The organism is Paraburkholderia rhizosphaerae (assembly GCF_004366595.1).
In the GTDB taxonomy this organism is placed as follows: Bacteria; Pseudomonadota; Gammaproteobacteria; order Burkholderiales; family Burkholderiaceae; genus Paraburkholderia; species Paraburkholderia rhizosphaerae.
In genome coordinates this window covers 18143-32775 of sequence record NZ_SORE01000037.1, presented here as the reverse complement: position 1 = coordinate 32775, position 14633 = coordinate 18143, and the positions used below count along the sequence as shown (strand labels likewise).

The 14633-nt window shown below is 62.0% G+C and carries 13 protein-coding genes; 7 read left to right on the top strand and 6 right to left on the bottom strand.

Going from position 1 to position 14633, the window contains the following annotated elements:
• Positions 1-4 precede the first annotated feature (4 nt).
• Entirely contained in the window at positions 5-436 is a 432-nt protein-coding gene (locus BX592_RS30880; protein ID WP_243849813.1) for a hypothetical protein, read from the bottom strand.
• A 31-nt stretch (positions 437-467) separates the two neighbouring features.
• Positions 468-1349: an NmrA family NAD(P)-binding protein gene (locus BX592_RS30875; protein ID WP_134197087.1), complete on the bottom strand. Its 882-nt coding sequence runs from the start codon at positions 1347-1349 to the stop codon at positions 468-470.
• A gap of 425 nt (positions 1350-1774) precedes the next feature.
• Here BX592_RS30875 and BX592_RS30870 point away from each other — a divergent pair, with 425 nt between their 5' ends.
• Complete coding sequence (locus tag BX592_RS30870) at positions 1775-2449, top strand: nitroreductase family protein (RefSeq protein WP_243849812.1); 675 nt, start codon at positions 1775-1777, stop codon at positions 2447-2449.
• A 117-nt stretch (positions 2450-2566) separates the two neighbouring features.
• Here the strand turns inward: BX592_RS30870 and BX592_RS30865 are convergent, their stop codons facing one another.
• The 3 genes from BX592_RS30865 to BX592_RS30855 form a co-directional block, all read right to left on the bottom strand.
• The gene (locus BX592_RS30865) at positions 2567-4225 is read right to left on the bottom strand and encodes an MFS transporter (protein WP_134197086.1); all 1659 of its coding nucleotides are present in this window, start codon (positions 4223-4225) and stop codon (positions 2567-2569) included.
• 289 nt (positions 4226-4514) lie between these two features.
• Positions 4515-6170: a methyl-accepting chemotaxis protein gene (locus tag BX592_RS30860; RefSeq protein ID WP_134197085.1), complete on the bottom strand. Its 1656-nt coding sequence runs from the start codon at positions 6168-6170 to the stop codon at positions 4515-4517.
• A gap of 390 nt (positions 6171-6560) precedes the next feature.
• Positions 6561-8141 (bottom strand): complex I subunit 4 family protein, encoded by a 1581-nt coding sequence (locus BX592_RS30855; protein ID WP_134197084.1) that lies wholly within the window; start codon positions 8139-8141, stop codon positions 6561-6563.
• Between the two features lie 455 nt (positions 8142-8596).
• On the opposite strand from BX592_RS30855, the gene BX592_RS30850 reads away from it, so the two are divergent.
• From BX592_RS30850 to oxlT, 3 genes are all read left to right on the top strand, one after another.
• Positions 8597-8845 carry a hypothetical protein gene (locus tag BX592_RS30850; RefSeq protein ID WP_134197083.1) on the top strand — a complete coding sequence of 83 codons (249 nt, stop codon included), beginning with the start codon at positions 8597-8599 and terminating at the stop codon, positions 8843-8845.
• A gap of 255 nt (positions 8846-9100) precedes the next feature.
• Positions 9101-10018 (top strand): S66 peptidase family protein, encoded by a 918-nt coding sequence (locus BX592_RS30845; protein ID WP_134197082.1) that lies wholly within the window; start codon positions 9101-9103, stop codon positions 10016-10018.
• A 310-nt stretch (positions 10019-10328) separates the two neighbouring features.
• Positions 10329-11621: an oxalate/formate MFS antiporter gene (oxlT, locus tag BX592_RS30840; RefSeq protein ID WP_208328001.1), complete on the top strand. Its 1293-nt coding sequence runs from the start codon at positions 10329-10331 to the stop codon at positions 11619-11621.
• A 138-nt stretch (positions 11622-11759) separates the two neighbouring features.
• Here the strand turns inward: oxlT and BX592_RS30835 are convergent, their stop codons facing one another.
• A complete protein-coding gene (locus BX592_RS30835; RefSeq protein WP_134197081.1) occupies positions 11760-12095 on the bottom strand; it encodes a DUF4148 domain-containing protein in 336 nt (111 codons plus the stop codon).
• A gap of 222 nt (positions 12096-12317) precedes the next feature.
• Here BX592_RS30835 and BX592_RS30830 point away from each other — a divergent pair, with 222 nt between their 5' ends.
• From BX592_RS30830 to BX592_RS30820, 3 genes are all read left to right on the top strand, one after another.
• Entirely contained in the window at positions 12318-12692 is a 375-nt protein-coding gene (locus BX592_RS30830) for a hypothetical protein (protein ID WP_134197080.1), read from the top strand.
• A gap of 249 nt (positions 12693-12941) precedes the next feature.
• Complete coding sequence (locus tag BX592_RS30825) at positions 12942-13865, top strand: LysR family transcriptional regulator (RefSeq protein ID WP_134197079.1); 924 nt, start codon at positions 12942-12944, stop codon at positions 13863-13865.
• 32 nt (positions 13866-13897) lie between these two features.
• Positions 13898-14572: a response regulator transcription factor gene (locus BX592_RS30820; protein ID WP_134197078.1), complete on the top strand. Its 675-nt coding sequence runs from the start codon at positions 13898-13900 to the stop codon at positions 14570-14572.
• Positions 14573-14633: the final 61 nt, after the last annotated feature.

Sequence of the window (14633 nt, the reverse complement as noted above, 5' to 3'; positions counted from 1 at the left end):
TTTTTTAAAGCCGCGCGCCTCTGTTGGGGGCAACTTCCGCCGCGGGCCTGCGAGTTCGTGGTTCAAAGAAAAGGTTTTCCGGAAACTGCTTTGAAAGCACCTGCCGCAGTTGAGCGGCAAGCGTCAGCACCGCGCCAAGCGGGCTCATCCGCACGCTAACGCGCGGCACCGAGCCGTCCGCATTGTGGTCGATTACAACGGCCGCGCTCAGGTTCTCGCCGCTCGTCAGAACGGCCTCGTACTCGAGAATAAGCCGCGAACCGACAGTCTCGACAAACGTGGGCGTCTGCGACGCGTAGAACGCGCCGACGGCGTTGACCACTAGCCGGATTTCGTCGCGCCCTGTGACGGGGCCACGCAACACCGTGCTGACCAACTCGGCGTCGGCAGTCAGATCGTCAAGAAATGGGTGACGCTCATCTTGAGCGGGTGACATTTTTCATACCTCGACGGGTTTCGGGTGGTGCTCACGCAAATACATCACGGTTCCGAGCGACGAACTGCTGGACCGACAGTGGTGGCATTCCGGTAATTTTCTCGATGACATCATTGGTTCCCGAGAAGATGCCATCACGATAGTTCTGCGCGACCTCGACCAGATGCTGCGTGAGAAACGGCGGAAACTTGTACAGATTCTCCATCCTGGTCCGAAACTCGTCGATGGAAATTGGCGCATAGTCGATCCGCGCTCCAAGAACCTCGCTCATCGCGCCGGCGATTTCGGTGTGGTCCATTTCGACAGGACCATGGAGTGTGTAGATCTTGCCTTCGTGGCCTTCGGGCCTGGCGAGGACGTGGGCGATCACCCGCCCCTGGTCATCGCTGGCGATGGGTGCGTGACGGCCGTCGCCAAACGGGAATTCGATCTTCTTCGTGGCCCAGATCTCCTTCGCAAAATGCGGATAGACGAGCCATTCGGCAAAGAAGGTGGGACGCAGATGCGTTGTCGGAACGCCCGACCAGTCAAACACCTGCTCGGAAACCCAGTGATCCTGCGCCGCGTGGCTGCTGGACTCCCGACGCGCGGAAATCTGCGACATATTGACGATCGCCGTAACGCCGGCCTCCTTCGCCGCCTGCGCGAAATAGGCGGAAGCCCCGACAATTCCTGGCGCGATCGGATGGAGAAAATACGCCGATCTGATGCCTTCCATGGCCGCGCGAATGTCATCGATGTCGGTGAAGTCCCCGATGGCAATATCGACTCCGCGCTGCCTCAGGGCTGCCGCCCGATCGTCATCTGTTCGCACATAGGCCCGCACGCTCTTGCCCATCTTGAGCAGTTCATCGATAGCGGCGCCTCCGGTCCGTCCAGTTGCACCGCTTACCAGTATTTCGGCCTGATTCATCGCTTCACTCCGGTTAATTTAAGAGCATATGCTCCATTTAAACCAATGTAGAAGCATATGCTCTTATTGTCAAGCCGTTTCTGGTCGCACGCCCGTAGCTCGATCATCATGTCGGCCGCTGCTCCAATCAGACCTGATCTGCGGAACCAGATCGCAGGCACCGAGCATTAGATGCGAATCGAGCCTAGCCGACGCGTTTGCTGCAAACGATAGAGAAGGCCTCATTTACGACAGTTTGATCTCCGTAACGCATGAGGCACGAACCGCGTGTCTAGAACTGTGCCATGCAGCACGGATGGGAAGCGCATCGTCGGTTCGAAGCCACTTGAGCTTATCGAAGAATTAATTGAGCTGATTCCGTCTCGATACAACTGCTGCCTGGCCGTAATCTAAACCCATCCCAACACTTGAATGAAAGGACAGTTATGAGCACCGCCATCTTCGAAAACGCTCGCACCCGCAATGCTTCCGAAGGTCTCGTCATGACCAATGCAGTCATCAGAACCATGCTGAGTCGCAGCGCTACGAAGTATTACGACGCCAACGCAACGCTGACCGACGAACAGATTGCCGCTCTTGTCGAAATCGGCACGTCGGCGCCGACTTCGTTCAACCTGCAGAACTGGCGATTCATTGCCGTGCGTTCGCGCGAGGCGAAGCAGCGGCTACGCCCGATCGCCTGGAACCAGGCGATCAGTTACGAAGCGGCCGTGACATTCGTCATCATCGGTCAGCTCGCTGATGCGAGCACTGTACCCACGGTGTTTCGCCCGATGGTGGAAGCGGGCTACATGGCGGCGGACCATATTCCCGAAGCGGAAAAAGGTGCCCGCGGCATTTACGACGACAATCCGCAGCAGCAGCGGGACGAGGCGGTCCGTAGCGCTACATTCGGCGCGGCGGCGATCATTTACGCCGCCCGGTCGATGGGTTGGGGTTCGACGCCGATGATCGGTTTTGACGCCGCCGCGGTGAGAACGGAATACGGTCTCAAGAACAACGAGATCCCCGTGATGCTTCTCGCGGTCGGCCCGATGCGGCAGGGGAACTGGCCGTCGAAGCCGCGCCGGCCCGTACTCGATGTCCTGAGCTTCCGTTGAACCGTGGAGCGTGCGACGTAACGGTGCGGGTGTGTCCCATGGCGGGGCGCACCCGCACTTACGGCGGTTGATGTTCAGAATGGCGACACCTGAACCCGAATCGATCCGGCGGTGCGATCACTCCGCCTGCGCCGCTCCTTTAGCAGGCGGCCGCATCGCGCCTTCGGGCGGCCCAGCCAACGCCGACGCCCCTTCCGCCGTTTCTTCCCCATACTCAACCCGCACCGACGGCACAAACCACGCAAGGCACAACCCAATCACCGCAGCCGCCGCCGCAAGCGACAAGCCCACGTGAATCGACTCAATCAGCGTGCGACGCGCCGCCTCCATCATCGGCCCACTCGCATGACCCGCCATGATCAGGTGCTCGATCAGCGCGGCCTGCTGCGACTGATCAACACGCAAATCGGGGCTCGCGAACGACTGCAGCCATTGTGTCGCCTGATATGAATCGAGCGAACGGTGTACGCCACGCACATAAAGATGGCTCAATAGCGCGCCGGTCATCGCTGTCCCCAGCATGCCGCCGACAATCCGCAGCGACTGCAGCAACGCGGTCACCGCGCCGAGATGATCGCGCGCGACGATCTGCTGCGAGCAGATCGTCAGATTCGTCGCGACAAGACCGAGGCCAAGGCCGCTGAGCGCCATGCACGACATCCACACGTAATGCGGCTGATGCCCGGTAATCCCGACCAGCGTGAGGCATGACACCGCAAACAGCGCAAAACCGATATACATCAGCGCGTTCGCACGGCGCAGACGCGTGACGATCCGGTTATTCAGCACGCTGCCGACCGTCGTCCCCAGTAGCAGCGGCGTGATCAGCATGCCGGAATCGTGCGGCGACATCGCATAGCCGCCCTGGAACAGCAACGGCACATAAAACACCAGTGAAAACAGCGCAAAACCGCCGAGTGCGGACATCGCAAACAGCGCGGCCAGACGCCGGTCGAGCAGCATATCGACCGGCACCACCGGGTAACCCATCCGCTTTTCCCAGAACCACAGCGTGCAGCCGCACGCGACGGTGATCGCGAACAGCGCGGCCGTCAACGTGCTCACGCCTTCCTTTGGCAGCAGTTCGATCAGCAGTTGCAATGCGCCGAACGTCGCAGCGACGACAAACGCGCCGAGCCAGTCGAGCTGCACCGGCCCCGCCTTACGCAGATGCTTCAGCGGCGGCACGAAACGCAGCACGAACAGCAGCGAAGCGACGCCGACCGGCACGTTGACAAAGAACACGAAGCGCCAGCTAGCCGATTGCGTCAGCATCCCGCCGAGCGTCGGCCCAACGATATTCGCGAGCCCGAACGCGGACGTGACGAACACCAGCCAGCGCAGCCGCAGCTTCGGATCGGGAAACAGGTCGGCCACCGTCGCAAACACGGTGCCGATCAGAATGCCGCCGCCGATGCCTTGCAAGCCACGCGCGATCACCAGAAACAGCATGTTCGTCGCGATGCCGCACAACACGGACGCGCCGGTGAACAGCGTGATCGCGGCAACCAGAAACGGTTTGCGGCCGAACAGATCGCCGAGACGTCCGAAGATTGGAATCGTAATGACCGATGCAAGCATGTATGACGTCGCGACCCATGCGTACAGATCGAAACCCTTCAGGTCTGCGACGATACGCGGCAGCGCGGTGCCGACGATGGTCTGATCGAGCGCGACCAGCATCGCGACGAACGCAATGCCGAGCATCGCAAGCAGCGATTCACGAAACGGCAGCAACTGCCTGCCAGGCTGATAGGCGGCGATGGCGGGAATCATGATGGTTCGGCAAAGAAGAGTGAGGACACAAAGCAGCACAGCGCGCGGGCGCTGTGCAGACTGTGGCACCGCCGTTGAGAATCGGCAAGTCACGCTCCGTCAGTCGCAGAAAGCGCGAAAAAATGACAGACGATTATGACGCCGCCCACACCGCTTGATTAGCGGTGCGAGGCAGCAGCGTGGGCCGTCGACGTCGTTGGCACTGCTTGCCCTATTAACATGATCTTTGCCGCGTTTATTCCCGCGCGTGCGTCACAGCGCCGCCAGGCCGGCGCCGCCGTGCGGCGGGTCAGGCCAGCGCCGTGTAGCCGTTCGCGTCCGCGCGACGCGCCGCGCCCGTCGGGCGGCCCTTCGGACTGCGCAGCTCCCGCCCGTCGTCTTCCCGCAGACGAAATGCTTGCAGCGCGTTTTGCAGAATCACAGCCTGCTCGGTCAGCGAATGCGCGGCGGCCGCCGCTTCTTCGACGAGCGCCGCGTTTTCCTGCGTCAACGTATCCATGTGCGTGACCGCGAGGTTCACCTGTTCGATGCCCGAACTCTGCTCGGCCGCCGCGGCGGCGATTTCGCGGATCAAGCCGGTCACCTTCGCGATCGCGGTGCGCGCCTCGTCGATCGTGCCGCCGGCGTTTTCGACCAGTTGCGCGCCGCTGCCCACCTTGCTGACCGCGTTGCTGATCAGCTCGCGCACTTCCTTTGCCGCTGTCGCGCTGCGGTGCGCCAGCGAGCGCACTTCCGCGGCGACCACCGCGAAGCCCCGCCCATCCTCGCCGGCACGCGCCGCCTCGACCGCGGCATTCAGCGCGAGGATGTTGGTCTGGAATGCGATGCCTTCGATCACCGCGATGATTTCGACCATCCGCTGCGACGCCGCCGAAATGTCGCGCATCGTCGTGACCGCATCGGCGACCATCGTGCCGCCATCGACGGCGATCTGCTCGGCCTGTACCGCCAGCTGGCTCGCCGTTCGCGCGTGCTCCGCCGTTTGACGGACCATCGACGTCACCTCCTCCATGCTGGCCGCCGTTTCCTCCAGCGACGCCGCCTGGTTTTCAGTGCGCGTCGACAGATCGGCGCTGCCGGTCGCGATCTCGCGCGCACCGGTCGCGACGCTATCGGCGGCTGCACCGATTTGACGCACGGTGCCGGTCAGCGCGTCGCGCATCCGCTGCATCACATGCAGCAGGCTGTCGGTCTCATCGCCGCGGCCTGCGCCCTGCCCGCGCATCTCGATCGCGACGGTCAGATCGCCGTGCGAAATCGCATTGGCCACTTGCGCCGCGTAACGCGGGTCGCCGCCGATCGTGCGCAAAATACTGCGGTTGATCAGCCAGACAAGCGACGCAAGCACAACCGCCAGCACGATAAACACGCCGCCGACCACATACAGCGACTTCATGAATGCCGCGTCGATATCGTCGACGTAAGCGCCGGTCGCGATGATCCAGTCCCACGGCGCGTACCGCACCACGTAACCGATCTTGCCGACCGCCTCGGTCGAATGCGGATGCGGGAACACATAGTCGACGAAACCGCCTTGCGGCGACTGCGCGACCTTCGCGAACGTCACATAGTGATGGCGGCCGTCGGCGTCCGCGGTGCCCGCCAGCATCTTGCCATTCGACTCCGGCTTGATCGGATGCATCACCATGCGCGGCGTCGAATCGATCACGAGCAGATAACCGTCCTCACCATAGCGGATGTCGCGCAGCCGCGCGAGCGCCTCCTTGCGCGCGTCGGCGTCAGACAGCGCGCCGCTTTTCGCAAGCGCTGCATACTCGCCGACAATCGATAAACCAACGTGCGCGACATTGTTCAGGTCATGCTTGCGTTCGTCGATCCGCGTCTGCCGCGAAAGCCATGCCGCCGACACGGACACCAGCAACAGCGCGATCAGGCTGACGACCAGCGGCAACCACAGCTTTTGCGCGAAACCCAGCTTCTGCATTCCTGCGTCTCCTTGTTTATTTATGGTGAATCGAGCCGCACTTCTTGAATAGCGCATATCGCTTTCGCGGATGAGCCGGTGCCTGTCGCGGCGCAAACGCATGAGTCAACGCGAGCGCGACGTTACCCGTTCCGTATAACGACCGGAACGCGTGGAGGATTTGTAGAGGGAAACCCTTGTCTCGCGGATGAAAGCTGCGGACAACGGGGATAGGCGCCAGGCGGCGCCCGGTGGTCGGACCACCTGGATCAGCGCAGCTTAAATGCCGATGCGCGAAGCAGTTGGCGACCATGTGAATCGGTCAGCAAAGCAGCACCGCGATTGTCGCCGGCGCGGCGGGCGGCAGCGTGCGGGCGTCGCGCCGCGCGCTGCCGTATGACGCGAGTCAGGTTAGCCGCGCGGGTCGCGCTCGGCGACGACGCTGCTACGCGTCGAAGAAGTCGCCGGCGCGAGGTGCGCGTCGGGCGCAACGCGGCTATCGGCGACGCGCGTCGCGCCGTTCGCCACCGTGCCCTCAGCCTGCGCGAGCACTTCGCCGGCCGTCGCATCGATCGCATCGGTAAACGGCTTCGGATCAATGCCGATTGCCAGCACAAGCATGGCCATCGCACCCAGCAGCACGAACTCGCGCTTGCTGACGTCGGCGAGCTTCGCCACCCGTGCGTTCGCGACCGCGCCGAAGATTACGCGCTTGGCCATCCACAGCGTGTATGCGGCACTCAGGATCAGAATCAGCGCGGCTGCCGCGCCCACCCAGAAGTTGAACTGGATCGCGCCCATCAGCACCATAAACTCGCCGACGAAACCGGACGTGCCCGGCAAGCCGACATTAGCCATCGAAAACAGCATCATGAACACCGCGAAGCGCGGCATCGTATTCACCACGCCGCCATACGCGTCGATCGAACTGCTTTGCGTGCGGTCGTACAGCATGCCGGAGCACAGCAGCATCGCGCCGGACACGATGCCGTAAGAAAGCATCTGCACCACCGCGCCTTCCATCGAGATGCGCGTGAACACGAACAGGCCCAGCGTCACGAGACCCATATGCGCGATGGCCGAATACGCAAGCAGCTTGCGGATATCGGTTTGCACCAGTGCGACGAGGCTCGCGTAAATCACCGCGACGAGCGACAGCGTAATGACCGCCGGCGCAAAGAAATGGCTCGCTTGCGGCACGATCGGCAGCGCAAAGCGCAGCAGACCGTAGCCGCCGATCTTCAGCATGCCGAGCAGCACGGCGGCCGCGGTCGGGCCTTCGAGGTGCACGTCCGGCAGCCACGTATGCACCGGCCACATCGGCACCTTCACCGAGAACGCCGCGAAGAAGCACAGGAAGATCAGCACCTGCGGCATGAAGTCGAGCTGCAGCGAGCGCCATTGCGCGAGGTCGAAGCTATGCGACTGCGAGTACAGGTAAAGCATCGCCGCGAGCATCGCGAGCGAGCCGGTCAGCGAGAAAAGAAAGAAGCGCAGTGCCGCATGCGCGCGATTCGATTGCCCCCAGGTGCCGATCAGCAGATACAGCGGGATCAGCGTTGCTTCGAAGAATACGAAGAACAGCATGCCGTCCTGCGCGGTGAACACGCCCTGCATGAAGCCCGACAGCAGCAGGAACGCGCCGAAGTACTGCGCGGTGCGCTTCGTGATCGACTCCCACGACGCGATCACGACAATCACGGTCGTGACCGCGGTCAGCACCGTGAACCACAGCGAAATACCGTCGACGCCGAGATGCCACGCGATGCCGAACGACGGCAGCCACGCCTTGTTCTCGACGAACTGCATCGCCACGACGTTGTTGCGAAAGCCCTGGACGAGCGGAATGGCCGGCACGGCACTGATCAGCGCGCCGACGAGTGCGATCCAGCGAGTACGATTCAGCGCGCGGTCGGAACCAGCGCGCAGCACGACGATGCCGGCGACGATCGGAATCCAGATCAGCAGGCTGAGAAGCGGAGGGAATTGCATGAGATTGACTGGGGACTTTTAAACACAGCGACAGCGATTGTCGCAACCGTAAGTGAATGAATTACAAATGGATTGCGGAAGTAGTTTGAGAAGGCAGAAAAAACTGGCGGGCGCTATCGAATAAGCCCGTAGGGTTAACGAGCATACCTGTTAACTCAACCTTTTGCAGCGCACCAAAAAACAGCGAACCACGCAACGAGTCATTGCCATGGGTGGGGGTTGTCAGAGTGATCGCTCTTGTGCTCCGCACAACGGACAACGCTTTGGCGAAATTGCACGGCCGCGCGTTGCAAAATCTTTAGGCAGTGGCGAGACTTTTTGTCGCGCATAAGTGTCGTCGAATTGCCACGCGATTGAGCCGATCGGCTACGAATAAAATCAGAAAAAAACGGGAAATCCCTGGCACGGAATGCACTGTGATCGCGTTAGGCTGTCGCAAGGGAGGAGACACCCGAATGAGACGAGCTTTCAATATTGCAGTCGTCGTGCTGGTTGGCTTTCTGATTGCTGACCGGGCCATGATGCGCGTAGAGGCGCACGAGCAAGGATCCATCAGTTGCGCGGCCGGCGCGGACCTCGTGCGGCTCGACGCACTGAGTCGAGGCTTTTCCGATGCGGCGGCGAGCAACCAGGGCGAAGCGTTCAAGTCCGGTTGCTTCGTAACCGGCCGCGCACAGGTCGGTGATCTGATCGCGCGGGATTGAGCGGAACTGAGCGCTTCGCGGCGCAAACCGGGCGGCGTCCTTGCAGGCGCCGCTTTTTTGTTCGCGTCGCGTTTCCTCTCCGATTGCTGCCTGATCCGCGGCGGGCGCCAGTTATCGGCGGCGGCGCGCGTCGTCGTTCTTCGAGCGCGCACATCCCCGCGCATCCCGCGCATCGTTGACACGCCTGTCAGCGGGCTGCCGCTATCCGGCACAATAGTGAAGAGCTGAAGGACGACTCCGCGAAGGAACACGCGTATGCATCTGAAAGGAAAGACTGTCGGTGTGATCGCGCCGGCCGGCGTACCGGATAGGGACAACGTCGCGCGCGGCATCGCGCTGCTCGAGAGCTGGGGGCTCGAGGTGCGCGTCGGTGCGCACGTCACCGACCGTTTCCGCTATTTCGCCGGCACGCATGAAAACCGCCGAGCCGATCTGGCATGGGCGCTCACCGACCCTTCGATCGACATCGTCTGGATTGCGCGCGGCGGCTATGGCTGCGTGCATTGTCTGCCCGCCATTCCGGCAACGCTGCCGCGCGCGAAAACCGTCATCGGCTTTTCCGATGCGACGTCGCTGTTTTGCGCAATGCACGGCATGCGTGACGCGCGGCTGATTCACGGGCCATCGCTGGGTAGCCTCGCCGCGCATGTCGACGACGCATCGCGGCAAAGCGTACTGACCGCGCTGTCCGGCGGGGTCGCGCCGGCCATTGCGCTGCAGCGCCTGCACGGCCCGCATCACAAGGTGAGCGGCCGGCTGCACGGCGGCAACATCACCACGCTCGCCAGCGTCGCCGGCACGCAGTGGCAAGCGGATTGCACCGACGCGATCGTGCTGCTCGAAGACATCACCGAACTTGCTTACCGGCTCGACCGCAGCATCACGCTGCTAAAAGAAAGCGGCACATTCGACGGCGCGCGAGCGTTCGTGCTCGGCGAGTTCGTGCGTTGCCCGCTGCCCGAGAACGCGAACTATACGTTGCACGATATATTGGTCGATCTGCTTGCGCCGTTCGATGTTCCGATCTTCGCCGGCTTGCCGGTCGGACACGCTGCGCAAAATCACGCATGGACCTACGGCGCGCATGCACACATAGAAGGCGCGCAGCTCGTGTTCGACGCATCGCACGACGCGAGCCTTGCATCGCCGTTACAGCACGCACATCAACAGTGAACGTAGCACTGCGCTGAACGCACCATAACGGGGCCTACGCACCGCGCGCAATCATTGCGTCTGTTCTTCTGCTACGCGGCGACGCATTTCACGCGTGCCGCACAGTCAATCCGCGCGAACCGCAATTCGCGCGTCAATCCGCATGTCGTTTACTGAACTCGCCGGTGCACCGCGCCGCGCGATCGCACTGGCATGTTTCTCGCTCACGTTGACACGCTTGTCCAGGACCCGAATAACAAACGGACTACACAGCGCCTACAAAGCGCAAGACAAACCGCGCCACACGCAACCTCGCAACGGAGAACTATTGATGAACACCCCTGTGCAGTCGCTCGATCAAGCCGCGTCGTCCGGCGTACGGACCGCGGCCTCCACACGATGGCTGCAGCTCGCGCTCGGTCTGATCTGCATGATGACAATCTCGAGCCCGCAATATGTATGGACGCTGATGACCAAGCCGCTGATGGCGAAGCTTGGCATCTCGCTGCCGGAAGTGCAGGTCACGTTCTCTATTCTGGTGTTTCTGCAGGCCTTCTTTTCGCCGTTTCAGGGCGCGCTGATCGACCGTTTCGGGCCGCGCAAGCTGATCTCGATCGGTACGCTGCTCGCGGGCGTCAGCTGGATGTTCGCATCGCACGCGTCGAGCACGACGATGCTGTATCTGACATATGGCGGCCTGGGCGGTCTTGGCACCGGCATCGTCTATGTCGGCGTAGTCGGCCTGATGGTCCGCTGGTTCCCGGATCGCCGCGGCATGGCGGCCGGCGCGGTGGCCGCCGGCTACGGAATGGGCGCGATCGTCACGACGTTTCCGATTTCCGCGTCGCTCGCCGCGCATGGGATCGAGTCGACGCTGTGGCTGTACGGGATGATCTTCGCGATCGTCGGCTTTATCGCATCGCAAGGGCTGCGTGTGCCGCCTGCGGCTACGACCACCGTAACCGGTGTGCGGACGTCGTTGCCGGTCGCGCGTGAATTCCGTCCGTCGGAAATGCTAAAGACGCCGATTTTCTGGCTGATGTTCGCGATGATGACGATGATGTCGACGTCCGGCCTGATGGTTACCTCGCAAATGGCCAGCTTCGCCGCCGACTTCGGTGTCAGCAAGGTGCTGGTGTTCGGCTTCGCCGCGTTGCCGCTAGCGTTGACGATCGACCGCTTTACGAATGGCTTGACGCGCCCGCTGTTCGGCTGGGTCTCGGACAAGTTCGGCCGCGAAAACACGATGGGCTTCGCGTTCGCCCTGGAAGGCATTGCGATGACGCTGTGGCTGCTCACGCGCGACGATGCGGTGCTATTCGTGCTGCTGTCGGGCGTCGTGTTCTTCGGCTGGGGCGAGATCTTCTCGCTGTTCCCGTCGACGCTGACCGATACCTTCGGCGCGCGCTTCGCCACCGCGAACTATGGATGGCTGTATATCTCGTTCGGCGTCGGTTCGATTTTCGGCGGTCCGCTCGCCGCACTGCTGCATCAGCATACGGGCAGCTGGATTCCGGTATTCGCGTGCGCGATCACGCTCGACATCGTCACGGCGCTGCTTGCACTATTCGTGCTGAAACCGGCCCGTGCGAAGTTCGTGCGCACGCAACGCGGCGTTATCTGATCACACGACGCGATAACCCGTCGCAGTCACTACACGAATACAGGCAAGCCGTTTCGCGCATCCCGTCACGACGGGAACGATCACTGCGCGAAACGGCGCGCGCCGTTTGCGACCGACCCGCGCGGCCGCAACTCACGATCAATAGAAGCCATCCGCGCTGCCGTAGATAATGCGCGAGGTCGGCACCTTCACGCTCTCCCCCAGACAGTCGGCGCGATATTTGAGCCTGAGCCGCGCTTGCGCCTCCTGAATAGTCGACGGATAGTAGTTGTCGTCGCCCGAAGACGGATCGTAGCCGACGGATTCCAGCTCACTCAGTTCCTGCATCAATTGCGCGTGCGTAACCGGCCCATGCAACGGCTTGAAAGGATAGTCGTTGCATTCGTTCGGTGTCAGCTTGCTGCTTGCCGACGCCACGCCGCTAGCCAGCAGCACGCAAACCGCCACGGTGGTTTTGATCCAGAGAGTTTTCATGTCATGCGCTCCTTGCGCCTTGTTGTGACGATGCAAGGATGGGGCGCTTGACGTATCGAACCACCATGAAACGGATGAACTTTTTTTTAGTCTGCGTTTTGCAGGTTGCGACGCGTGGTCTCGATGAAAGAAGTTTCATCATTTCACTGCGCCTCTTCCACTTGCGGCGCGCCCCTTCACGCGCATACTTTTTCCGTTTAGCGCACGTCAGGAGCGAACGATATGCATCACCCCATGCAAGTGGAACTCGTCAATGACTACAGTGGTCAGGCGCTGCGTGTGTCGATCGACCGCAGTGTCGCAATGCTCGACGCACCCGATCTCGATGCATTGATCGAACATCTCGCGCTGTTGCGCGCGAAGATGCACCCGGAAATTCCGCAGCAGGTATCCCGTCAACATAAGTACGTGATCGAAATCGACCCGTGCTGGTACACCGAGAAGAACGCGATATTCGAAGGCGCGGTGATGTTCTTCCGGCACACCGGCTTTAACTGGACCGGTTTCGCGGTACCGAAGGAAAGCCTCATCAAACTGATCGATGCGCTGTCCCAGCATGTCGACGAGTGCCAGGAAACGTACAGCATGCCGAACTGATCAGCACCGCTGACACGCCTCCCGCATGCGCGCGTCCCGCGCGTGCGTCCCGATTCAATACCCGCTCGCACAACGCGCAGGCACGGCTCGAAGCCGTCGCCTGCGCGTTGGCGTTCGCATTTTTCAGGCACCTCTTCGCGTCGAACCACAAGCAATCCGAATCATAAACAATCGTTCACATTGGAGGCGATCCGCTGTTAATCGAGCTGAACGATCATTCGCAACGTCCAACGATCAGGGCTTGCCGATATGAACCAACTCCAATCCATGCGCGTTTTCATGCGTGTCGTCGAACTGAACAGTTTCTCGGTTGCCGCACGCCAGCTCGGCATGTCGGCCGCGGCGGTCACACGCAGCGTCAATACGCTTGAAGCGCATCTGAATACGCGTCTGATCAATCGCTCGACGCGCAGCTTGTCGCTGACCGAAGCGGGCGGGCGCTACCTTGACAGTTGCCGCGCGATCGTCGCGAACATCGATGAAATGGATGCGAATCTCACGCGCACCGCGCACTCGCCGCATGGCACGGTGCGCATCGCCGCATCGACGACATTCGCGAGCACCGAACTTGTCGCGCTGCTCGCTGACTATCGCGCAGCCGAGCCCGGCGTCGACTTCGATGTCACCACGTTCGAAGCGGGAATCGATCTGATCGAAGGCGGCTTCGACGTCGGCTTCACCGACGACGATCGTCTCGTCGGCACCTCGGTGGTCGGCCGCATGCTGCTGCAGTACCGCAGTGTGCTGGTTGCGTCACCGGCGTACCTCGCGCAGCGCGGCATGCCAGTCACTCCGTCGGCGCTCAATACGCACACGCTGCTCGGCCCCACGACCGGCGCTGCGCGCGCATGGGAGTTCACCGACGCGCACGGCGCGTATCGCGTGCCGGTGCGCTACAGCCTGCGCGCCACCGACACCGCGATGCTGCGCGCCGCCGCGCTCAATCATATGGGCATCGCCTTGTTGCCTGCACCGGCGGTCGCGCGAGAACTTGCAAGCGGCACGCTGTCGCAAGTACTCGAGCGGTTTCCACTGAACGACGGCGCGCGGCGCTTTTCGATTATCTATTCGGGCCGCAATCATCTCACCGCCAAAGTACGCGCGTTCGTCGAGTTCGCCGTCACACGTTTCCGCTCCGATGAACGGAAAACCTCGTTGCGCGCAGTCGCATAACGCCGCTCGAACCCGACGGAAAGCAGACGCGTATGGCCAGAATCCTCACCATCGAAGACGACGAATGGATAGTCGACGACATCGTGCGCGCATTGAGCGCCACCGGGCTCGCGGTTGATGTTGCGCGCACCGGCCGCGAAGGCCTCGTCAAGGCGATGTCCGACGCTTACGACGTGATCACCGTCGACCGCGTGCTGCCGGACCTCGACGGTCTGAAGATCGTATCGACGATGCGCGGCGCCGGCATCGACACGCCGGTGCTCGTGATGAGCGCGCTGGATGGCGTCGAACAGCGCATCGAAGGTTTGCGCGCCGGCAGCGACGACTATCTGATCAAGCCGTTTTCCGCCGATGAAATGTCCGCGCGCGTCGAAGTGCTGTTACGCCGCCGTCCGCGCAGCGAGCCGGAACCAGTGGTGCTGCGGGTCGGCCCACTCGAACTCGACCGGATGCGCAGACGCATCACCGCGCGCGAACGCATCATCAGCCTGCAGCCGACCGAATTCCGCTTGCTCGAATTCATGATGCGCCACGCGGGCCAGGTGATGACGCGCACGATGATTTTCGAGGGCGTGTGGGGCGGCCGCTTCGACCCGGGCACGAACCTGATCGACGTGCATATAGGCCGCCTGCGCAAAAAGCTCGAAGCGGATGGCGACCCGCCGTTGATCCGCACCGTTCGCGGCTCCGGTTACCTGCTAGGGTAAGCGCGCGATGGTCGTCGCGTTCAGACTCGTCGCTCGCACGCGACATCTCACTTCCCCCTGC

Excerpts from the sequence above, each read along its gene's own strand:
- BX592_RS30880 (WP_243849813.1), bottom strand. The coding sequence starts at position 436 with ATGTCACCCGCTCAAGATGAGCGTCACCCATTTCTTGACGATCTGACT.
- BX592_RS30875 (WP_134197087.1), bottom strand. The coding sequence starts at position 1,349 with ATGAATCAGGCCGAAATACTGGTAAGCGGTGCAACTGGACGGACCGGA.
- BX592_RS30870 (WP_243849812.1), top strand. The coding sequence starts at position 1,775 with ATGAGCACCGCCATCTTCGAAAACGCTCGCACCCGCAATGCTTCCGAA.
- BX592_RS30865 (WP_134197086.1), bottom strand. The coding sequence starts at position 4,225 with ATGATTCCCGCCATCGCCGCCTATCAGCCTGGCAGGCAGTTGCTGCCG.
- BX592_RS30860 (WP_134197085.1), bottom strand. The coding sequence starts at position 6,170 with ATGCAGAAGCTGGGTTTCGCGCAAAAGCTGTGGTTGCCGCTGGTCGTC.
- BX592_RS30855 (WP_134197084.1), bottom strand. The coding sequence starts at position 8,141 with ATGCAATTCCCTCCGCTTCTCAGCCTGCTGATCTGGATTCCGATCGTC.
- BX592_RS30850 (WP_134197083.1), top strand. The coding sequence starts at position 8,597 with ATGAGACGAGCTTTCAATATTGCAGTCGTCGTGCTGGTTGGCTTTCTG.
- BX592_RS30845 (WP_134197082.1), top strand. The coding sequence starts at position 9,101 with ATGCATCTGAAAGGAAAGACTGTCGGTGTGATCGCGCCGGCCGGCGTA.
- oxlT (WP_208328001.1), top strand. The coding sequence starts at position 10,329 with ATGAACACCCCTGTGCAGTCGCTCGATCAAGCCGCGTCGTCCGGCGTA.
- BX592_RS30835 (WP_134197081.1), bottom strand. The coding sequence starts at position 12,095 with ATGAAAACTCTCTGGATCAAAACCACCGTGGCGGTTTGCGTGCTGCTG.
- BX592_RS30830 (WP_134197080.1), top strand. The coding sequence starts at position 12,318 with ATGCATCACCCCATGCAAGTGGAACTCGTCAATGACTACAGTGGTCAG.
- BX592_RS30825 (WP_134197079.1), top strand. The coding sequence starts at position 12,942 with ATGAACCAACTCCAATCCATGCGCGTTTTCATGCGTGTCGTCGAACTG.
- BX592_RS30820 (WP_134197078.1), top strand. The coding sequence starts at position 13,898 with ATGGCCAGAATCCTCACCATCGAAGACGACGAATGGATAGTCGACGAC.